We start from the raw sequence: 19686 nt of genomic DNA on the forward strand, positions 1-19686 counted from the left end.
AGACACGTAGCGTAGCTGGGATCCGAGTGAATCAACCGTTTTTCGCAGTATTCGACCTCGACGCGGCACGCATCGGGTGAACGCGGGTAGCCTGGCTCGCCAGGGTGAATCGCCGTGCTGACTACCTGTGACGATGAGGGCCATGAGAGGACGCGTACTGGTCGTCGATGACGACCTCGCACTCGCCGAGATGCTGGGCATCGTGCTACGCGGCGAGGGCTTCGAGCCGTCGTTCGTACACGACGGCGACAAGGCGCTCGAGGCGTTCCGGGAGACCCGGCCCGACCTCGTGCTGCTCGACCTGATGCTGCCCGGCGCGGACGGCATCGACGTGTGCCGCCAGATCCGCGCCGAGTCGGGCATCCCGATCGTGATGCTGACGGCCAAGAGCGACACCGTCGACGTCGTCCTCGGCCTGGAGTCGGGCGCCGACGACTACATCGTCAAGCCGTTCAAGCCGAAGGAACTGGTGGCCCGGGTCCGGGCCCGGCTGCGCCGCACCGACGAACCGGCCCCGGAGACGCTGCAGATCGGCGACATCACCATCGACGTGGCCGGCCACTCGGTGAAGCGGGCCGACAAGCACATCCCGCTGACCCCGCTGGAGTTCGACCTGCTGGTGGCGCTGGCGCGCAAGCCACGCCAGGTCTTCACCCGCGAGGTGCTGCTGGAGCAGGTGTGGGGGTACCGGCACGCGGCCGACACCCGGCTGGTCAACGTCCACGTGCAGCGGCTGCGGGCCAAGATCGAAAAGGACCCCGAGCACCCCGAGATCGTCGTCACGGTCCGTGGCGTCGGCTACAAGGCCGGCCCCGCGTGAGCCGGTAGCACGCCCTCCCCCCGAACAGCGAGAAGGCCGATCGTGAAGGCGTGGAGAAAGCCGCCCGTGCGCCGGTGGCTCGGCCGGATGCGCCGGTTCACCCGGCGCGGCGTGCGCGGCGCCGTCACCCGCTGGCGGAGGTCGATCCAGGTCCGGGTGGTGGCCTCCACGATGGTCATCTCCGCGATCGTGGTGGCGATCCTCGGCGTCTTCCTGATGCAGCAGATCACCACCGCGCTGCTGGACAGCAAGGAGAAGGCCGCCCTCCTCCAATTGGAGGAGGGGCTGGGAATCATCCAGCGCGACCCGGTCAACTTCGGCACGGCCGACCCCCGGGTCCGGCTGGAGGACATCGCCCGGACGCTGGCGGCGCGCAGCGGCCCGTCCGGGCTGTACGAGGTCTACCTGCGGGACACCGGCGAGCCGCTTTTCGACGGGTTCGCCACCAACGAGCTGCGGCCCGAGAGCGTGCCGGAACGGCTGCGCCGGCAGGTCGCGGCCGACCCCATCGGTTACCGCGACCGCACCTACGGCCGGCTGACCTACGTCGGGCACGAGCCGGTGCCCGGCCTGATCGTGGGCGGCAAGGCGGGCCGGTTCGAGCTTTACTACCTCTTCCCGCTCACCCAGGAGCAGCAGACGCTGACCGAGGTGCAGCGCACGCTGGTCGGGGTGGGCGCCGTGCTGGTGCTCCTGCTCGCCGCGATCGCCTCGATCGTCACCCGGCAGATCGTCATCCCGGTCCGGCTGGCCGCGCAGGCCGCCGAGCGGCTGGCGGCGGGCCGGCTGGAGGAGCGGATGCGGGTGCGCGGCGAGGACGACCTCGCCCGGCTGGCCACCTCATTCAACGACATGGCCGCCAACCTCCAGGAGAAGATCGTCCAGTTGGAGGGGCTGTCGCAGGTGCAGCGGCAGTTCGTCTCGGACGTCTCGCACGAGCTGCGCACCCCGCTGACCACCATCCGCATCGCGGGCGACATGCTGTACGAGCACCGGGACACCTTCGACGACCCGCTGGTGCAGCGCTCGGCCGAGCTGCTGCAGAGCCAGCTCGAACGGTTCGAGGCGCTGCTGGCCGATCTGCTGGAGGTCAGCCGGTACGACGCGGGGGCGGCCACCCTCGACGCCGAGTCGGTGGACGTGCGCGACCTGGTGCTGCGGGCCGTCGGCGACACCGAGGGGCTGGCCGAGCGCAAGGGCAGCAAGCTGGTGCTCCAACTGCCCGGTGAGCCGGTCATGGCCGAGGTCGACCGCAAGCGGATCGAGCGCATCGTGCGCAACCTCCTGGTGAACGCCGTGGAGCACGGCGAGGGCCAGGACATCGTGGTGACCATGGCCTCCGACCGCGACGCGGTGGCGATCGCGGTGCGCGACCACGGGGTGGGGCTCAAGCCGGGGGAGGCGCAGATGGTGTTCGACCGTTTCTGGCGGGCCGACCCGGCCCGGGCGCGGACCACCGGTGGCACCGGGCTGGGGTTGTCGATCTCCCGTGAGGACGCCCAGTTGCACGGCGGCTGGTTGCAGGCGTGGGGCGAGCCGGGCGTCGGGTCGCAGTTCCGGCTGTCACTGCCCCGGGCGGCGGGTGAGGAACTGCGCGGCTCGCCGCTGCCCCTCGTCCCGCCGGAGGTGGAGCTGACGCCCACCCCCTTCGCGGAGCTGGAGCTGGGCGAATGAGCAGGCCGGGGCACGGGCGGGGGCGCCGGCCGGGGCGGTTGTTCGCGCTGGTGACGGTTCTGGCCTGTGCGGCGGGCTGCGCCGGCGTGCCCACCGGCGGCCGGGTGGCCTCCGGGCCGCCGGCCGAGCGGGTGGAGCAGGTCGACGACCCGTACGTGCGGATCGTTCCGGTCCGGCCCGGCGCGGACTGGGAGCCGGTCGACATCGTCCGGGGTTTCCTCATCGCGTCGGCGAGTTTCGACGACGGGCACCGGGTGGCCCGCGCCTACCTGGCTCCCGGCACCGAATGGCAGCCCGAGGCGCGGCCCGGCGTGACCGTCTACGAGGACAGCGTCGACGTCGTGGCGACCGAGCCGGGCGCCACCCAGGTCTCCGTGGCTGTTCGCGGGTCCCAGGTCGGCGCCATCGGCCGCGACGGGCAGTACGAGGCCGACGCCAGGCCGATCGACCAGACGTTCCACCTGTCCCGGGACGCCCGGGGGCAGTGGCGGATCAGTGGCCTGCCCGAGCAGCTCACCGACGGGCTGCTGCTCAGCCGGCGTGACGTGGACCGGGCGTTCCGCACGCTGAACCTGTACTTCTTCGCTCCCGACGGCAACGTCGTGGTGCCCAACCCGGTCTTCCTGCCGCTGGTCAACCGCCAGGACCTGGCCCGCCAGCTCGTGCGGGCGCTGCTGGGCGGGCCGACCTCCTGGCTGCAGCCGGCGGTGAAGACGACGTTCCCCGCGGGGACCCGGCTGCTCGGCGACGGGGTGCAGGTGTCCGACGGCGTCGCCGTGGTCGACCTCAGCGCGGAGGCCCGGACGGGTGACCGGCGGCGGATGTCCGCCCAGCTGATGTGGACGCTGCGGCAGTTGCCCGAGGTACGGCAGATGCGCATCCAGATCGACGGGGAGACCGTGCGCCCGGACGGTGCCGGGCCGACCCAGTCGCCCCGTGACTGGATCGGCTACAGCCCGGACGCCAGCACGCCCGAGACCCCCCAGCCGGCCTTCCTGCGCGGGCCGGACGCGCGGCTCCACCGGCTCGGCGAGGACGCCTCCCAGCCGGTGGGGGACACGGTCCACCGGCCGGCCGTGTCCCTCGACGCCGGGTTCGTCGCCGGCCTGGACGAGGACGGCCGCCAGGTGCTCGCCGGGCCGGTCAGGGCGGGCGCGACCACGCTGCGCGGGACGCTCGTGGCGAGCCGTCCCAGGTCCCGGTTCACCACGCCGACCTGGGATCGCAACGGCGCGCTGTGGGTGGTGGAGTCCGACTCCGAGGGGTCGTGGCTCTGGGTGAAGGAGAGCGGCCGCGAGTGGGCGCGGGTGGAGCGCTGGGGGCTGGGTGGGTACGAGGTGCTGGCCATGCGGATCGCCCGGGACGGGGTCCGGGTCGCCGCCCTCGTCAAGGACGGCGAGCGGGCCCAGATCCAGCTCGGCCGGATCGCCCGCGAACCGGCCGGGCGGGTGATGGGGGAGAACTTCCTGCCGGTCAGCTCCGACGTGGTGAACGCCCGCGACCTGTTCTGGTACGACTCGGGGACGCTGGCCGTGCTGGGCACCACCGCGGCGGACACCCAGGTGTTCCCCTACCTGGTTCCGGTCAGCGGCGGGATGATCACTCCGATCGGCATCGGGGCGCTGGGCGATCCGGTGTCGATCACCGCGGCGCCCGACTCGCCGGTCCTGGTCGGCTCCATCCGGCGGGACGCCCAGGGGCGGCAGCGCGCCCACATCTGCCGCCAGCGCAACCCCGATGAGCGGTCCAGCGAGTGGCTCTGCACGGTCCCCGGCAGCGACCCGGCCTATCCGGGCTGACCTGCCCGTACGGTTTTCCACAGTGGGGCGGCGGGGTGGCGGTACGGCCGGGCCGGGCGGCAGGGTCGAGGGCATGGGATGGCTCGCCGAACTGATCGACCTGGTACTGCCACGGCACTGCGCCGGCTGCGGCGCGGGGGAACCGCTCTGTTCCGGCTGCGCCGCGGCGCTCGCCGGCCCGGCCCGGCCGGTGCCCGCTCTGGCGGGCCTCCCGCCGCCCTGGGCGGCGGCGGACTACACGGGCCCGGTCCGGCACACGGTCATCGCCTACAAGGAGCGTGGCCGGACCGACCTGGCCGCTCCCCTCGGCGCCGCGCTGGCCCGCGCGATCGTCGCCGCCTGGGCCGCGGCCGCCCCCGCGGCGGCCTTCCCGGGCCCGGGCCTGTTCGTGGGCGCGGCGCCGGGCGCCGGGCGTCCGGCGTTCGCGGTGGTGGCGGTGCCGTCGGCGCGGGCGGCGGCGCGGCGCCGGGGGTACCGGCCGGTCGGGCGCCTTGCGGCGGCGGCCGTGCTCGGCCTGCGCCGGGCCGGGTGGGCGGTGACCGGGGCGGACGCGCTCCGGCACCGCCGGGGGGTGGCCGACCAGGCGGGGTTGGACGCGGCGGCGCGGGCGGCCAACCTGGCGGGCGCGCTGGTGGTGCGCCGGGGCGGGCCGCCCGTCGGGCCGGTCGTCCTGGTCGATGACGTGATCACGTCCGGGGCGACCCTGGCCGAGGCGGCGCGCGCGTTGCGCGCCGCCGGGGCCGATGTTCGCGCGGTCGCCGCCGTCGCCGCGACCCCCCGCCACGGTGGGTGAGGATTTCGGGTAAGCCCACCGCGCCGTGTCATGCGACCGGAACCGGGGTGGCCGGAACCATCCCCAGGTGGTGACCGGAATCAGGGTGACTCTCGCCCTCTCCGGGAAGGGGGGAGAATGTCACGCAGCGTGGCCTTTGTAAAGGGGGGTGTCGGGGGCGGTGTACCGGTCGCGCGGGTGCTCGGCGGGCCGTACCGGCAAAACTCACCGGAGGGTCAGAAGGGGCTGGCCGGTGCGCCGACCCGACCGGTAACCCCTTGGAGACAGGGGGTGTGCGGTGGGGAGGCCGCTCGACGAAGTCCGCTTCCTCCCTCGGCGCCCCCTGGGCGATGACGGTCCGTGAGTTTTTCCTCCGGCCACCCCCCTGACATTCGAGTCGTAAAGGGTTAGCGTTCCTGACATGGCACCCGCCCGGGTCCGTGGTTGCGTCGGACCTCACCAGGTCCGGCTAGCCGATGCCAGCCGCAGGCGAAACGGCCCACGTAAGGCGACTTCTCGTCGACCGATCACGGTGCGGCTTAGAGGTAAGTCCTGCCTCGTCGGAGGGTCAGACACCCTCCGAGCGGAGAGAAGGGTAGTAGTGGCGAAAGCGCCGCGAGCCCCTCAGCAGGCGGATGTGGGGACGAAGACCAGGTCGGCCGGGCGGGTGTGCATCCCGAAAAGTCGGGAACCCGGTCACTCCGGGAACTCGTTCAACAAGCGGGAGGAGGGGGGTCCCACGTGGACATCATCGTGAAAGGCCGCCGGACGGACGTGAACGACAGGTTCCGTAGGCACGTCGACACGAAGCTCATGAAGATCGAGAAGCTGGATCAGAAGGTGATCCGGGTCGATGTGGAGGTTCTGGAGGAGCGGAACCCGCGTCAGGCCGACCGCCGCGAGCGCGTCGAGCTGACGATCCGTTCCCGCGGTCCGGTGATCCGGGCCGAAGCCGCCGCTGACGACCGGTACGCGGCGCTGGATCTCGCGCTCGACAAACTTGAGGGCCGGATGCGGCGGATCGCCGACCGGCGCAAGGGCCACCAGAACGGCCGCTCGCACGCCAGGCGCGCTCCGGCCGAGCCCGTCGAACCCGTCGTGCCCACGTTCGCCGAGCCGGTCGCCACGATGGTGGCCGAACCCCGTACCGCACCCGACACCGACCGCGATACCGACTACGAGACCGACTACGACGCCCGGCCCGACGGCGACATCGTTCCGATCCCTGTCCAAGGCGACTGCCCCGTCGTCGTCCGCGAGAAGTTCCACAAGGCCGAGCCGATGAGCGTCGAGCAGGCCCTCTTCGAGATGGAACTGGTGGGCCACGACTTCTTCCTGTTCCGCGACAGCGACTGCGGCCAGCCGAGCGTGGTCTATCGCCGTCGCGGGTGGGACTACGGAATCATCCGCCTCGTCGAAGAGTGATACGGCGCTTGCGTCCCGTCACCGCCTCGACCGTGCCATGATCTAGAAAGGTCGGTACGCCGGCTCGAACCAGGTTCGAGCCGGCGTACCGGACGACCCCCCGCATGGGCGGTTCGGAGGAGGAGGATTGAGCGAGAAACCCGAGACTCGCGGCTCCCGCCCGCAGGCCGGCCGCCGAGCCGCGGCGGCCTCCCAGCAGTTGCACGGCGGAGAGCCGGCACCGGAGGCCGAGGCGATCCGGGTGCTGATCGTCGATGACCACGCGCTGTTCCGCCGTGGCCTGGAGATGGTGCTCGGCGGCGAGGACGACATCGAGGTGGTCGGTGAGGGCGGCGACGGCTTCGAGGCCGTCGAGAAGGCCGGCGATCTGCTGCCGGACGTGGTCCTCATGGACATCCGGATGCCCCGGCGCAGCGGCATCGAGGCGTGTACGGCGATCAAGGACGCGGCGCCCAGCGCCAAGATCGTGATGCTGACGATCAGCGATGAGGAGGAAGACCTCTTCGAGGCGATCAAGGCAGGGGCGACCGGTTACCTCCTCAAGGAGATCTCGATCGACGAGGTGCCCCATGCCGTCCGGGCGGTCCATGGCGGGCAGTCGCTGATCAGCCCGTCGATGGCCTCCAAGCTGATCACCGAGTTCGCGTCGCTGGCCAAGCGGAGCGAGGAGCGGCAGCAGCAGGTGCCCGCCCCCCGGCTCACCGATCGCGAGATGGAGGTGCTGCGGCTGGTCGCCCGGGGCCTGGGCAACCGTGAGATCGCCAAGGAGCTCTTCATCTCGGAGAACACGGTCAAGAACCACGTCCGCAACATCCTGGAGAAGCTGCAACTGCACTCCCGGATGGAGGCTGTGGTCTACGCCGTCCGCGAGAAGCTCCTGGAGATCACCTGAGCGGTGCCCGGAGCGTCCGGAACCGTCGGTGCCGGGGCGTAGGCTCCTGCGCGTGATCGAGCTCAGTGCCGACGAAGCCCGCCGGTTGCAGTTGCGCGCCCAGGGGCTCCTGGGCGCCGAGGGCCGTCGCGGCGGAGTGCCCGGGCTGCTGCGCCGGCTGGGCGCCGTCCAGCTCGACACGATCTCCGTGCTGGCCCGCTCCCACGAGCTGGTCCCGTACGCCAGGCTCGGCCCGGTCGGCCGCACCACGGTGGAGGAGGCCTTCTGGGGAGCGGCGCCCGCTGCCTCGGGCACGACGCCCGCGGCGTTCGAGTACTGGGCGCACGCCGCGTGTGTGCTGCCCATGACCGAGTGGCCCTACCTGGAGTTCCGGCGCAGGGCGTTCCGCAGCCGAGGCTGGCGCTGGCACCAGCTGCCCGAGGCCGACACGCGCCGGCTCACCGCGCACATCCTCGACCGGTTGCGCGCCGAGGGCCCGCTCACCACCAGGGAACTGGGCGGTGCCAAGGCGGGCGGCGAGTGGTACGAGTGGAGCGAACACAAGATCGCCATCGAGTGGCTGCTCGACATCGGCGAAGTGGTCTGTGTGCGGCGGACCGGCTGGCGCCGCGTGTACGACCTGCCGGAGCGGGTCGTGCCGGCCGAGTTGCTGGCGACCGAGCCCGACGACACCACCTGCCTGACCCGGCTGGTGGCGCACGCCGGCCGTGCGCTGGGCGTGGCCACCCGCGCCGACCTGGCCGACTACTACCGGATCAAGGGCGACCAGGTCACCGCGGTGGTCGAGGCCGCCGGTCTGGTCCCGGTGCGGGTCGCCGGCTGGCCGCAGGCCGCCTGGGCCGACCCCGACGCGCTGGCCACGCCGGTACGCGGCCGGCACGCCACCACGCTGCTGTCGCCCTTCGACTCGCTGGTCTGGGACCGCAGGCGGACGGCGCGGATGTTCGGTTTCGACCACCGGCTGGAGGCCTATGTCCCCCGGGCCAAGCGGGTGCACGGCTACTTCACGATGCCGCTGCTGGCCGGCGGCCGGCTGATCGGCCGGGTCGACCCGGCCCGCGAGAACGGCGTGCTGGTGGCCCGGCGGGCGTCGTTCGAGCCGTGGGCCACGAGTACTCCCGCCCGGGCCGAGAAAGCGATCGCGGCACTCCGCACCGCGCTCTGGCAGGCCGCCGGCTGGGTCGGGGCCACCGACGTCCGGGTCGCCGAATTCGACCCACCCGAACTGGCCCCGGCCGTCCACCGTGCCCTGCCCCCGACCCTCGCGGACCTCCGCTGACGGGTGTGCACGGGCACAGAGTTTTCGCAGTTCCGCACGTATGCCGACGGCCGGGAGCGTCGCGACGCTCCCGGCCGTCGGGATAACCGGCCGGTACAGGTCAGCCGTGTGGAGTGTCCTGAGTATCAGTGCGCGTCGGCTTGTCATCCGTCTCACCAAGCCGTCCGCCGCGCCGCTGGGCGCCCTGCTTGCCGAGCAGTGAGTAGTCGACGATCTCCGGGATCACCCGGGGCTCGTCCACCACGACGTCGGAGAAGATGCCGACGGCCAGGCCGAGGACGCCGCCTGCGACCACGATGGCGGCCCCCACCCAGAACAGCCACCAGGCCGGGCCGATGACCAACGCCACTCCACCGACCGAGAAGCCGATGAAGATTATGGCAACGACCAGCCACGAGCTCGGTCGGCCAGCATGGGAACCTCCGGACATTTCGCCTCCCCTTGAGTGCTTGAGAACATCTTCCGCCCACCCCATGGGGTAAACGGAAGCGGGGTAGATTGCACCCTCACGTGACGTGCACCATCCTTGAATGCGCCTACCATGGCACCGTACGTGTGGTGTGCGTGCCGTCAGTCTGCGGTGACCCACGATCTGCAAGGAGCCGTTGAGAGTGCCAGTAGTCATTGACAAGATCCTTCGTGCGGGCGAGGGCAAGCTCCTGCGCAAGCTCAAGCGGCTCGCCAACCAGGTCAACTCGATCGAGGAAGACTTCGTCGACATGAGCGACGCGGAGTTGCGCGAGCTCACCGACAAGTACAAAGAGCGGTTGGCCGATGGCGAGACCCTTGACGATCTGCTGCCGGAAGCCTTCGCGACCGCCCGGGAGGCGGCCAAGCGCGTCCTCGGTCAGCGTCACTACGACGTGCAGATCATGGGCGGCGCCGCCTTGCACATGGGCAACATCGCGGAGATGAAGACCGGTGAGGGCAAGACCCTGACCTGTGTGCTCCCCGCGTACCTGAACGCGCTGGCCGGCGAGGGCGTGCACGTCGTCACGGTCAACGACTACCTCGCCCGGCGTGACGCCGAGTGGATGGGCCGGGTGCACCAGTTCCTCGGCCTGGAGGTCGGCGTCATCCTGCCGGAGATGTCTCCGGACGAGCGCCGTAAGGCGTACAACGCCGACATCACCTACGGGACCAACAACGAGTTCGGGTTCGACTATCTGCGCGACAACATGGCGTGGAGCCTCGAAGAATGCGTCCAGCGCGGGCATTTCTTCGCGGTGGTCGACGAGGTCGACTCGATCCTGATCGACGAGGCGCGGACGCCGCTGATCATTTCCGGCCCCGCCGAGCAGAACTCCAAGTGGTACACCGAGTTCGCCAAGATCGTGCCGCGCCTCAAGCCGTCCAGCGGCAAGGAGGAGACCGACGGCGACTACCAGGTCGACGAGAAGAAGCGCACGGTCGGCATCCTGGAGACCGGTGTCGAGAAGGTTGAGGACTGGCTCGGCATCGACAACCTCTACGACTCGGTCAACACGCCGCTGGTCAGCTTCCTGAACAACGCGCTCAAGGCCAAGGAGCTCTACAAGAAGGACAAGGACTACGTCGTCATGAACGGCGAGGTCCTGATCGTCGACGAGTTCACCGGGCGCATCCTGCACGGCCGCCGTTACAACGAGGGCATGCACCAGGCTATCGAGGCCAAGGAAGGCGTGGCGATCAAGGACGAGAACCAGACTCTCGCCACGATCACCCTGCAGAACTACTTCCGGCTGTACGGCCGGCTGAGCGGCATGACCGGTACGGCCCAGACCGAGGCCGCCGAGTTCAACAAGATCTACAAGCTCGGTGTCGTGTCGATCCCGACGAACAAGCCGATGGTCCGCGAGGACGTCGCCGACGTCGTCTACAAGACCGAGCAGGCCAAGTTCGAGGCCTGTGTCGACGACATCGTCGAGCGGCACGAGAAGGGCCAGCCGGTGCTGGTCGGCACCACCTCGGTGGAGAAGTCCGAGCGGCTGTCGAAGATGCTCAAGCGGCGCGGCATCCCGCACGAGGTGCTGAACGCCAAGCACCACGAGAAGGAGAGCGCCATCGTCGCGGAGGCCGGCCGCAAGGGCCAGGTCACCGTGGCGACCAACATGGCCGGTCGAGGCACCGACATCATGCTCGGCGGCAACCCCGAGTTCCGGGCCGATCTGGAGCTCCACCAGCGCGGGCTGTCCCCGCTGGAGACGCCCGAGGAGTACGAGGCCGCCTGGCCCGAGGCCCTGGACAAGGCCAAGGACGCCGTCAAGGGCGAGCACGAGGAGGTCGTCGAGGCCGGCGGCCTGTACGTGCTGGGCACCGAGCGGCACGAGTCGCGGCGCATCGACAACCAGCTGCGCGGCCGGTCGGGCCGGCAGGGCGACCCGGGCGAGTCGCGGTTCTACCTCTCGCTGGAAGACGACCTGATGCGGCTGTTCAACTCCGCCCGGGTCGAGGCGATCATGGTCCGGCTGAACATCCCGGATGACACGCCGATCGAGTCCAAGATCGTCTCCAACGCGATCAAGTCGGCCCAGCACCAGGTCGAGCAGCAGAACTTCGAGATCCGCAAGAACGTCCTCAAGTACGACGAGGTGCTGAACCGGCAGCGCAAGGTCATCTACGCCGAGCGCCGCAAGGTGCTGGAGGGCGCGGACCTCGAAGAGCAGATCCGCCGGATGATCGACGAGGTGGTCGGCGGCTACGTCGCCGGCGCCACCTCCGAGGGCTTCGCCGAGGAGTGGGACCTGGAGAAGCTCTGGAAGGCGTTCCAGCAGCTCTACCCGATCTCGATCACCGTCGACGAGGTGGTCGAGGAGATCGGCGGCGAGATCTCCTCGCTCGACGGCGAGACCCTGGCCGAGAAGGCCCGCGAGAACGCCCAGGAGGCGTACGACAAGCGCGAGGAGGAGCTCGGCAGCGAGGTCATGCGCGAGCTGGAGCGCCGGGTCATCCTGTCGGTGCTCGACCGCAAGTGGCGCGAGCACCTGTACGAGATGGACTACCTCCAGGAGGGCATCGGCCTGCGGGCCATGGCGCAGCGCGACCCGCTGGTCGAGTACCAGCGCGAGGGCTACGACATGTTCAACGCCATGCTCGACGGCATCAAGGAGGAGTCGGTCGGCTACCTGTTTAACCTCGAGGTCGAGGTGGAGGAGCAGCCGGCCCCGGCCGTCGGCGCCAAGCCGGTCGAGGTGTCCAAGACCGCCGCCGAGGACGCCGAGGAGGAGGCCGAGACCCCGGAGATCCGGGCCAAGGGCCTCGACAAGCCGAACCGGCCGAAGAAGCTCGACTACACCGCGCCTGCTGAGGACGGCAGCGTCGAGCACCACTCTGAGGAGACCGGCCAGGAGCGGCCCAAGGGCAAGCCCCGCGACAACCGGTCCAAGCGCCGCAAGAAGCGCCGCTGAACGCAGCATGACGGCCCTCCCGGCGTTGTCCGGGAGGGCCGTCGCGTTGTCGGTAAAACCCCCTTATATGGGGCCCGCACCAGCGAATATCACTGGTTGCTACGAATTGACATCTGTCTGTAATCGAATTTCGGCGGCCGATCGCCGGGGGTTGTCTTATCGTCACAGTTACGTCACCCTCCGCAAGAAAAGTGTGTATGACATGCGCATTCTTCGACTGATCGGCCGTACCCGGAAGCTTCGGGCACTGGTGTTCGCCGCCCTCGCCGGGCTGGTGCTGCTGGGCCCGGTCGGCGCGACCGGGACCACCTCCACGAGCAGGCCCGCCCAGGCGGCCGGCGCTCCGGTCCTCCGCTGACCCGGGAGCATCCGGCTCAGCCGGCCGGAACGCTGGTCTCCAGCGCGGTGCAGCGCCAGCGACCCCGGTGCGGCTCCAGCCGCACGGCCAGCGCCTGCACCCGGCCGCCCAGCGCCACCACGGCGCCCGCCTCCACCGCACCCCGGACCGGCTGCTGCGCCCAGCACGACAGCACCCGGGGCGGCGGTACGCGCCGGCCTGGGCGCACCACGGGCCGCAGCCCGGCCAGCCCCTGACACACCTCCGGCGAGGCCCGCCGGGCCAACTGGTGGAACGCCCGGATCCCGGCCAGCACCTCCACCACCAGCCGGACGATCGCCTCGGCGGCGGCCCGCGGGTCCGGCTCCGGCCGGGCCTCCTCGGCTTCCACCGCCCACAGCCCGGGACGCCGGGCCCGAGGCCGGGCGGCCAGGGCCAGGGAGCCGGCGACGGCGGAGCGGGCCGGGCCGTACGGGACCAGGCGTACGGCGGGGGAGCGGCGGGACATGGCGACCTCCTCGAAGACCGGGGTGCCGCGGGCCGCGGCACCGTGAGAAGGAGCCGCGGCCGGGCCGCCCTGATACGCGGTGGCCGGATCCGGCCGCAGGTCAGCGCGCGCCGCGGGGGCGGGGTACGTCGAGGGTGGTGTGCAGCTGGTAGCGGTCGGCGCGGTAGGTGGAGACGGCCAGTTCTGCGCAGCGGCCCGCCATGAAGGAGCGGCGGCGCAGCAGCAGGACCGGGCTGCCCCGCGGGATCTCCAGCAGCCCGGCCTCCTCGTCGTCGGCGATCGCCGCGTCGATCGTCTGGTCGCCGGCGTCGAAGGTCACCCCGTAGACCGCCTCCAGCACCCCGTACAGCGACCGGTCCGCCAGCCGCCGGTCGAGCAGGTCGGGGGCCAGTGCGGCCAGCACGTGCGCCCGCTCGATGGCCATCGGCTCGCCGTCCGCGGTGCGCAGCCGCTCGACGACGTGCAGCGAGGTGCCGGGCGGGGCCTCGAACACCCGGGACAGCCGGGCGTCGGCGCGGATCGTGCGGCGCGCCAGGTCGCGGGCGCCCGGCCGCAGCCCGCGGGCGAGCATGTCCTCGGTGAAGGAGACCAGCCGCAGCGGCATGTCCAGCTTGGCCCGCGCCACGAAGGTGCCCTTGCCGGGCACCCGGTACAGCCGTCCCTCCGTCACCAACTGGTCGACGGCCTGCCGGACGGTCATCCGCGACAGCTCGTACCGCCGGCCGAGTTCCCGCTCCGACGGGATCGGCGCGTCGGCCGGCAGCCCGGTGTCCTCGATCAGGTCCAGGAGCAACGTCCGGAGCTGGAAGTACTTCGGCACCGGGGCGTTCGGGTCGATGGTGCGGCGGTCAATCAAGGGCGTGGTCCTCCGCGGGCAGCGCGTCCTGGGCCGGACGTGGGAGGCCGAACCTCGCGATCACGACCGTGAAAACCACGTCATAGAGCAAGAAGTAGAGCACTTCCGGTCCGCCGGGCAACGGTGAACCCCGAGTATTCGGGTCTTCCGGCCCCTGGAACGGCCGCTCCAAGGGGTCTCCTCCGGGCGGGGGATGTGGAGTATGGTGCAACTGGCCTAGTCCGGTCTAGACCAGTTGGGGCAGAAGGTGGATCCATGGTGTTGATCGCCGCCGAGCGGATGATCACGGAGGCCGGGGAGCCGGCGCCCGGCCATCTGCGCATCGCCGACGGTGTGATCGCCGAGGTGGGCGCGGGCCGCCCGGCCGAGCACCCCGACATCGAACTGACCGGCGGCCTGCTGGCTCCCGGACTGGTCGACCTCCAGGTCAACGGCTACTTCGGCCATGACCTCGCCGACATCGACGAGGCCGGCTGGCACCGGGTCGTCCGGCGGCTGCCGGAGACCGGGGTGACCGCGTTCCTGCCCACGTTCATCACCGCTCCCGTCGAGGAGCAGGCCGCCGCGCTGCGGGGCGCCGCGAAGCTGCTGCCGGGCCTGCCGCCCGGCGCGCGAGTGCTCGGCGTGCACCTGGAGGGCCCCTTCCTGGCCGAGCACCGCCGGGGCGCGCACCGCGCCGACCGGCTGGTCGACCCCACCCCGGACGCGCTCGCCGCGCTGCTGGAGACCGGGCTGGTCAAGCTGGTCACCCTCGCGCCCGAGCGGGCGGGCGGCCTGGCGGCGGTACGCACCCTCACCGGCCGCGGCGTCCTGGTCAGCGTCGGGCACAGCGACGCGACCGCCGAGCAGGTCGCGGCCGCCGCCGACGCCGGCGCGCGCAAGGTCACCCACCTGTTCAACGCCCAGTCGGGCGTCCACCACCGCGCCCCCGGGGTGGCCGCGCAGGCGCTCACCGACCCCCGGCTGCACCCCGGGCTGATCGCGGACCTCCACCATGTCGACCCGGTCGTCTGCCGGCTGGCGTTCGCCGCCGCGGCCGACCGGGTGGTCCTGGTCACCGACGCCGCCGCGGCGGCCGGGATGCCGCCGGGCCGGTACGAGCTGGGTGGCGAGCCGATCGACCTGCCCGCCGACGGCCCCCCGGTGCGCGCCGACGGCACGCTGGCCGGTTCCGCGCTGCGCCTGGACGTGGCCATCGGCAACTGCGTCCAGATCGGCATCGACCCGGTCACCGCCGTGCGGGCCGCCACCCGGGTGCCCGCCGACCTGATCGGCCGGCCCGACCTCGGCCGGATCGCTCCCGGAGCCGCCGCCGACCTGGTGTGGCTCGGCGACGACTTCCGGACCCGGGCGACCTGGGTCGCCGGCGAGCCCGTCTATCGAGGAGAGAACCCATGACCAGGATGCGCACCGAGATCGGGGAGCAACCCGAGGCGCTGCGCCGCACGCTCGACTGCCTGCTGCCGCGGATGTCCGACGTCGGCCTGGTGGCGCGCGGCACCCGCCAGGTGCTGTTCATCGCCCGGGGCTCGTCCGACAACGCCGCGGTGTACGGGCGCTACCTGATCGAGTCCGAGGCGGGCCGGCTGGCCACCCTCGCGGCGCCGTCCATCGCCACCGCCTACCGGACCAAGCTCGACCTGTCCGGGGTGCTCGCCGTGGCGATCAGCCAGTCGGGCGCGACCGAGGAGATCATCGAGACGCTCGACTGGGCCGCGGGCTGCGGCGCCCGGACGGTGGCGGTGACCAACGCGGCGCGCTCCCCGCTGGCCGAGCTGGCCGAGGTGGCGCTGATCACCGAGGCGGGGGAGGAGCTGGCGGTCCCCGCCACCAAGACCTACACCACCCAGCTCGCCGCGGTGGCGGTGCTCGCCCTGGGGCTGGGCGCCGACCTCGACCAGGCCGAGCTGCGCCGGGTGCCGGACGAACTGGCCCGCCTGGTCGAGGAGACCGAGGCGTCCCCCGCGCTGCCCGCGATCGTCGAGGAGCTGGCCCGGGTGCCGGGCATGGTGGTGTCGGGCCGCGGCCTGGCGTTCGGCACCGCGCTGGAACTGGCGCTCAAGCTCAAGGAGGCGTGCTACCTGCAGGCCATGGGCCTGTCGTACGCGGACCTGCTGCACGGCCCGATCGCCGTGGTCGACGCCGAGACCCCGGCGCTGCTGGTCGCCGCCGACGAGGGCCCCACCCTGCCCGGCACGGTCGAACTGGCCCGCCGGGTCACCGGCGCGGGTGCCCGGGCGTACGGCATCGGCGGCGGGCTCGCGGACGTCTGCTCGTACACGCTGCCCGGCCCCCGGCTGCCCGAGTGGGTGGCGCCGCTCGGCCTGATCGTCCCGGGGCAGCTCGTCACCGAGTCCCTCGCCCGGGCGCTCGGAATCGACCCGGACGTGCCACGCGGACTGCGCAAGGTCACCCAGACCCGATGACCCCGCGCGAGGCGCCCCCCGGCGATACGATCGCCGGGACATCGACGATCGGACCGCGCGGGGGCGTCGCATGACCCGAGTGCTGGCACCGGTGGCCGGCCGGGTGGTCGGCCTGGCCGGGGTGCCCGATCCGGTGCTGGCCGAGGCCATGGTGGGCCCGGGCACCGCGGTGGATCCGATCCGGGCGCCCGGGCGGGCCGCCGCTCCGGTCACCGGCACGCTGCTCAAACTGCACCCGCACGCGTACGTGGTGCTCGACGCCGAGGGGCACGCCGTGCTCGTGCACCTGGGCGTCGACACGGTGCGGCTGGGCGGGACGGGTTTCGAACCGCTCGTCCCGGAGGGCGCGCACATCGAGGCCGGCCGGCCGGTGGTCGGCTGGAACCCGGCCGCGGTCGAGGCCGCCGGGCGGTCGCCGGTGTGCGTGGTGGTGGCGCTGGACGCGCACCCGGACGCGCTGTCCCGGGTGGCCGAGAGCGGCGAGGTCGAGCAGGGCGCCGAGCTGTTCACCTGGACATGAGGAGTTCAACAGTGGCCGAGCGACGGGTGCGGGTCGGGTCGAAGGTCGGGCTGCACGCCCGGCCCGCGGCGGTGTTCGTGCGGGCGGCGGCCGAGGCGCCGGTGGACGTCACGATCGCCCGGCGCGGCCGCCCCCCGGTCAACGCGAAGAGCATCCTGGCGGTGCTCGGGCTGGACGTGCGCCACGACGAGGAGGTCGTGCTCGCCGCCGAGGGCGAGGGCGCCGAGGAACTGCTCGACCGGCTGGCCTCCCTGGTGGCGACCACCGAACATGATGGCGGCTGAGCCCGGCGCGCATGGCCCGAGCAGCGGAACCGGCGTGTTAGCGTCGCGGGGGTTCGATCCGCGAGACCATGTCGGGGGGCTTGGTCCAGATGCGTGTTCCGCGATTCCCGGTGTTCCCGCGTGCCACCGCCGTCCTGGCGGCGGCGGCCCTGCTGCTCCCGCTGGCGGGCTGTACGGAGGACCGGGCGGGGGCCCAGGGTGAGCGGCGTGCCGACTCCACCACGGTGAACAAGCCGGCCGCCTCCTGGGTGCCGGGCTTCGTCGCCGGGATGAGCGTGGAGGAGAAGGTCGGGCAGCTCTTCGTCCCGGCGTTCCGCACCTCCGCGCAGGCGCAGGCGATGGTCCGGCGCTACAAGGTGGGCGGGTTCATCTACTTCCCGAACAACGCCCGCACCCCCCGGCAGACCGCCGAGCTGTCCAACGCCCTCCAGGAGGCCAGCGAGATCCCGCTGCTGATCGGCGTGGACGAGGAGCAGGGCGCGGTGTCGCGGCTGCCGTACATCACCCGGCTGCCCGGCAACATGGCGCTGGGCGCCACCCGCAGCGAGGACGACGCGCGCGCCGCGGCCCGGATGATCGGCACCGAGCTGCGCGCGGTCGGCATCAACCAGGACTACGCCCCGGTCGCCGACGTCAACGTGAACCCGGCCAACCCGGTGATCGGCGTCCGCTCCTACGGTTCGGACCCCGAGCTGGTGGCGCGGTACGTGGGCGCGGCGGTGAGCGGGTTCCAGGACGCGGGTGTGGCGGCGACCGCCAAGCACTTCCCCGGGCACGGCGACACCGCCACCGACAGCCACACCGGGCTGCCGGTCATCAAGCACGACCCCGCCCAGTGGGAGCGGCTGGACGCCCCGCCGTTCCGGGCGGCGATCCGGCAGGGCGTCGATGCGATCATGTCCGCGCACATCGTCGTCCCCGGCCTCGACCGGTCCGGGGACCCTGCGACGCTGTCCCCGGCGGTGCTGACCGGGCTGCTGCGCGGGCGGCTCGGCTTCCAGGGCGTGGCGGTCACCGACTCGCTGCAGATGGCCGGTGCCCGCCGCAAGTACGGTGACGCCGCCGTGGCGGTCCGGGCCGTCCAGGCCGGGGCCGACCAGCTGCTGATGCCGCCCGACCTGGGCACCGCGTACGCGGCGGTGCTGCGCGCGGTGCGGTCCGGCGCCATCCCGGCCGCCCGGCTGGACGAGGCGGTCACCCGGGTGCTGCGGTTGAAGGAGCGGCGCGGGCTGTTCGGCGACATCACGGCCGACCCCGATCGGGCCGAGCAGATCGTCGGTTCGGCCGGGCACCGGGCCGCCGCCCGCCGGATCGCGGAGCGTTCGGTCACCCTGGTCAAGAACTCCGGTGGGCTGCTGCCGCTGCGCGGCCGGTCGGTGCACGTGGCCGGCCCGCGCGCCGACGAGCTGTCGGCCGCGCTGGGCCGGGCCGGAGCGCGGCCGGTGGCCGACCCGGCCGCCGCGGATGTCCGGGTGCTGACCACGATCAGCGCTGGTGCGGTCACCGACGCCCGGCTGAGGCAGCCGACGGGCCGTGGCCCGATGGTGCTCGCCGCCATGGGGACGCCCTACGACCTGCGCTACGCGGGCCGGGCGCGGGCCGCGCTGGCCACCTACTCGTCGGGGACGGTCTCGACCGAGGCGCTCGCCCGGGTGATGACCGGCGCCGCCCGGCCGTCCGGTCGCCTGCCGGTCGAGGTTCCCGGCGCCTACCGGCTCGGCCACGGGATGCGGCTGCCCTGACGCCCGGCGGCCGGGATCGGCCGGACCGCCGGGACGCATGGACGGACCGCGTGCGAGCTGGGAAGATCGGCTCGCGACGGCCGGGCCGCCGCACACGCCTTCATCCCCGAGGAGGTCCTGTGCATCGCCTCATCCGGTGGCCGGTCGGGCTCGCCGTCGCTCCCGTCGTGGCTCTGTGCCTGGCCGGCTGCACGCTTGGCGCCGGCGAGGCCGGGTTGCCGCCGCTCACCCCGGAGCCCGACGCCCCGCTGGTCGCCGCCACCCCCGCTCCGGCGGGGCCGAGCTATCCGGCCCGGCTGGCGCTGATGCGCTACCTGCGCGGGATCGCGACCGGTGATCCGCGGATCTGCGTCCTGATCGGCCCCGAGTTCGAGGAGTCGGCGTTCGGCGCGCCGGGTGGCTGCCGGACAGGGCTGGCCGCGGCCCGCCGGGAGCTCTCCGCCGCGGACCTGGCCGCGCTGCGCACCGTCTCCGTCCCGACCGCGACGATCGGCCCGGAGCCCGCCGGCTACACCGTCTCCTTCGCGGAGCTGGGCTGGCGCGGCGAACCGGCCCGGCCCGGCGGTCTCCTGGCCGACCGCTACGTCCTCCGCCGCACCGGCAGCCAGTGGATCATCACCGCCTGAGCCGAGGGAGCGAGCGGAGTGGGCCGTGAGGGACGAGCGGTCCGCGTAGTGAGTGAGTGAGGTGAGGGCGGTGGCGAGCACAGCCTGAGCCGAGGGAGTGAGGCGTGGCCGGCATCGGCGCCGCCTGAGCCGGGATGGGCGTCGAGGGCTTGGGGAACGCGGAATCCGAAGTGTTCGTTATGCCTGGTAGGGGCTGTGTACATGCAGGTGGGCAGCATGGGGAGAACGTTCGGCGAACAGGGCACCTGTGGCGATCAGGTGACCGTACCGCGGCGTGCGGCCGGAACTGGCGGCCGGATGGGCGCCGCGCGGTGGTGCGGGCCGGTCGGTGAGCGGCGGT

At 72.4% G+C, this 19686-nt stretch carries 19 protein-coding genes; 15 read left to right on the forward strand and 4 right to left on the reverse strand.

Going from position 1 to position 19686, the window contains the following annotated elements:
- Positions 1-142 precede the first annotated feature (142 nt).
- The 7 genes from mtrA to DPM19_RS15050 all read left to right on the forward strand — a co-directional run bounded on the left by mtrA (position 143) and on the right by DPM19_RS15050 (position 8661).
- Entirely contained in the window at positions 143-820 is a 678-nt protein-coding gene (gene mtrA, locus DPM19_RS15020; RefSeq protein WP_111867837.1) for an MtrAB system response regulator MtrA, read from the forward strand.
- An 87-nt stretch (positions 821-907) separates the two neighbouring features.
- Positions 908-2494: an MtrAB system histidine kinase MtrB gene (gene mtrB / locus DPM19_RS15025; RefSeq protein ID WP_111868399.1), complete on the forward strand. Its 1587-nt coding sequence runs from the start codon at positions 908-910 to the stop codon at positions 2492-2494.
- Positions 2491-4293: an LpqB family beta-propeller domain-containing protein gene (locus tag DPM19_RS15030; RefSeq protein WP_111867840.1), complete on the forward strand. Its 1803-nt coding sequence runs from the start codon at positions 2491-2493 to the stop codon at positions 4291-4293. Before mtrB ends, DPM19_RS15030 begins: the two co-directional genes overlap by 4 nt.
- A gap of 73 nt (positions 4294-4366) precedes the next feature.
- Positions 4367-5086: a ComF family protein gene (locus DPM19_RS15035; RefSeq protein WP_111867842.1), complete on the forward strand. Its 720-nt coding sequence runs from the start codon at positions 4367-4369 to the stop codon at positions 5084-5086.
- 720 nt (positions 5087-5806) lie between these two features.
- Complete coding sequence (gene hpf / locus DPM19_RS15040) at positions 5807-6490, forward strand: ribosome hibernation-promoting factor, HPF/YfiA family (protein ID WP_111867845.1); 684 nt, start codon at positions 5807-5809, stop codon at positions 6488-6490.
- Positions 6491-6689: 199 nt separating this feature from the next.
- Positions 6690-7382 carry a response regulator gene (locus tag DPM19_RS15045; protein WP_111868402.1) on the forward strand — a complete coding sequence of 231 codons (693 nt, stop codon included), beginning with the start codon at positions 6690-6692 and terminating at the stop codon, positions 7380-7382.
- Positions 7383-7434: 52 nt separating this feature from the next.
- Complete coding sequence (locus tag DPM19_RS15050) at positions 7435-8661, forward strand: winged helix-turn-helix domain-containing protein (protein WP_111867847.1); 1227 nt, start codon at positions 7435-7437, stop codon at positions 8659-8661.
- A gap of 100 nt (positions 8662-8761) precedes the next feature.
- On the opposite strand, the gene DPM19_RS36955 is transcribed toward DPM19_RS15050, so the two are convergent.
- Positions 8762-9382, reverse strand: coding sequence for an HGxxPAAW family protein (locus DPM19_RS36955; RefSeq protein ID WP_325050242.1), 621 nt, complete (start codon positions 9380-9382; stop codon positions 8762-8764).
- Here DPM19_RS36955 and secA point away from each other — a divergent pair.
- Together secA and DPM19_RS35265 are read left to right on the forward strand one after the other, a co-directional pair.
- Positions 9273-12047 (forward strand): preprotein translocase subunit SecA, encoded by a 2775-nt coding sequence (gene secA, locus DPM19_RS15060; protein ID WP_111867853.1) that lies wholly within the window; start codon positions 9273-9275, stop codon positions 12045-12047. The genes DPM19_RS36955 and secA overlap by 110 nt on opposite strands.
- A 202-nt stretch (positions 12048-12249) precedes the next feature.
- A complete protein-coding gene (locus tag DPM19_RS35265; RefSeq protein WP_158566795.1) occupies positions 12250-12405 on the forward strand; it encodes a hypothetical protein in 156 nt (51 codons plus the stop codon).
- Positions 12406-12421: 16 nt separating this feature from the next.
- Here DPM19_RS35265 and DPM19_RS15065 read toward each other — a convergent pair whose 3' ends face one another.
- From DPM19_RS15065 to DPM19_RS34850, 3 genes are all read right to left on the reverse strand, one after another.
- Positions 12422-12892: an Rv3235 family protein gene (locus DPM19_RS15065; protein WP_111867855.1), complete on the reverse strand. Its 471-nt coding sequence runs from the start codon at positions 12890-12892 to the stop codon at positions 12422-12424.
- Between the two features lie 100 nt (positions 12893-12992).
- Positions 12993-13748 carry a GntR family transcriptional regulator gene (locus tag DPM19_RS15070; protein WP_233510167.1) on the reverse strand — a complete coding sequence of 252 codons (756 nt, stop codon included), beginning with the start codon at positions 13746-13748 and terminating at the stop codon, positions 12993-12995.
- Complete coding sequence (locus DPM19_RS34850; protein ID WP_146778878.1) at positions 13741-13920, reverse strand: hypothetical protein; 180 nt, start codon at positions 13918-13920, stop codon at positions 13741-13743. The genes DPM19_RS15070 and DPM19_RS34850 overlap by 8 nt, the downstream gene beginning before the upstream one ends.
- Before the next feature lie 83 nt (positions 13921-14003).
- On the opposite strand from DPM19_RS34850, the gene nagA reads away from it, so the two are divergent.
- The 6 genes from nagA to DPM19_RS15100 all read left to right on the forward strand — a co-directional run bounded on the left by nagA (position 14004) and on the right by DPM19_RS15100 (position 19346).
- A complete protein-coding gene (nagA, locus tag DPM19_RS15075; protein ID WP_111867857.1) occupies positions 14004-15146 on the forward strand; it encodes an N-acetylglucosamine-6-phosphate deacetylase in 1143 nt (380 codons plus the stop codon).
- Positions 15147-15151: 5 nt separating this feature from the next.
- Positions 15152-16174, forward strand: coding sequence for an SIS domain-containing protein (locus tag DPM19_RS15080; RefSeq protein ID WP_199485114.1), 1023 nt, complete (start codon positions 15152-15154; stop codon positions 16172-16174).
- 70 nt (positions 16175-16244) lie between these two features.
- Positions 16245-16694 (forward strand): PTS sugar transporter subunit IIA, encoded by a 450-nt coding sequence (locus DPM19_RS15085; RefSeq protein ID WP_111867862.1) that lies wholly within the window; start codon positions 16245-16247, stop codon positions 16692-16694.
- Between the two features lie 11 nt (positions 16695-16705).
- Complete coding sequence (locus tag DPM19_RS15090; RefSeq protein WP_199485099.1) at positions 16706-16978, forward strand: HPr family phosphocarrier protein; 273 nt, start codon at positions 16706-16708, stop codon at positions 16976-16978.
- Between the two features lie 89 nt (positions 16979-17067).
- Positions 17068-18720 (forward strand): glycoside hydrolase family 3 protein, encoded by a 1653-nt coding sequence (locus tag DPM19_RS15095; protein ID WP_111867867.1) that lies wholly within the window; start codon positions 17068-17070, stop codon positions 18718-18720.
- Between the two features lie 119 nt (positions 18721-18839).
- A complete protein-coding gene (locus DPM19_RS15100) occupies positions 18840-19346 on the forward strand; it encodes a hypothetical protein (protein WP_111867870.1) in 507 nt (168 codons plus the stop codon).
- The last annotated feature ends 340 nt before the right edge of the window (positions 19347-19686 follow it).

It is taken from the genome of Actinomadura craniellae (genome assembly GCF_003289645.1).
Classification (GTDB): Bacteria; Actinomycetota; Actinomycetes; order Streptosporangiales; family Streptosporangiaceae; genus Actinomadura_D; species Actinomadura_D craniellae.

Excerpts from the sequence above, each read along its gene's own strand:
- mtrA (WP_111867837.1), top strand. The coding sequence starts at position 143 with ATGAGAGGACGCGTACTGGTCGTCGATGACGACCTCGCACTCGCCGAG.
- mtrB (WP_111868399.1), top strand. The coding sequence starts at position 908 with ATGCGCCGGTTCACCCGGCGCGGCGTGCGCGGCGCCGTCACCCGCTGG.
- DPM19_RS15030 (WP_111867840.1), top strand. The coding sequence starts at position 2,491 with ATGAGCAGGCCGGGGCACGGGCGGGGGCGCCGGCCGGGGCGGTTGTTC.
- DPM19_RS15035 (WP_111867842.1), top strand. The coding sequence starts at position 4,367 with ATGGGATGGCTCGCCGAACTGATCGACCTGGTACTGCCACGGCACTGC.
- DPM19_RS36955 (WP_325050242.1), bottom strand. The coding sequence starts at position 9,382 with ATGTCGACGAAGTCTTCCTCGATCGAGTTGACCTGGTTGGCGAGCCGC.
- DPM19_RS35265 (WP_158566795.1), top strand. The coding sequence starts at position 12,250 with ATGCGCATTCTTCGACTGATCGGCCGTACCCGGAAGCTTCGGGCACTG.
- DPM19_RS15065 (WP_111867855.1), bottom strand. The coding sequence starts at position 12,892 with ATGTCCCGCCGCTCCCCCGCCGTACGCCTGGTCCCGTACGGCCCGGCC.
- nagA (WP_111867857.1), top strand. The coding sequence starts at position 14,004 with ATGGTGTTGATCGCCGCCGAGCGGATGATCACGGAGGCCGGGGAGCCG.
- DPM19_RS15080 (WP_199485114.1), top strand. The coding sequence starts at position 15,152 with ATGCGCACCGAGATCGGGGAGCAACCCGAGGCGCTGCGCCGCACGCTC.
- DPM19_RS15085 (WP_111867862.1), top strand. The coding sequence starts at position 16,245 with ATGACCCGAGTGCTGGCACCGGTGGCCGGCCGGGTGGTCGGCCTGGCC.
- DPM19_RS15095 (WP_111867867.1), top strand. The coding sequence starts at position 17,068 with ATGCGTGTTCCGCGATTCCCGGTGTTCCCGCGTGCCACCGCCGTCCTG.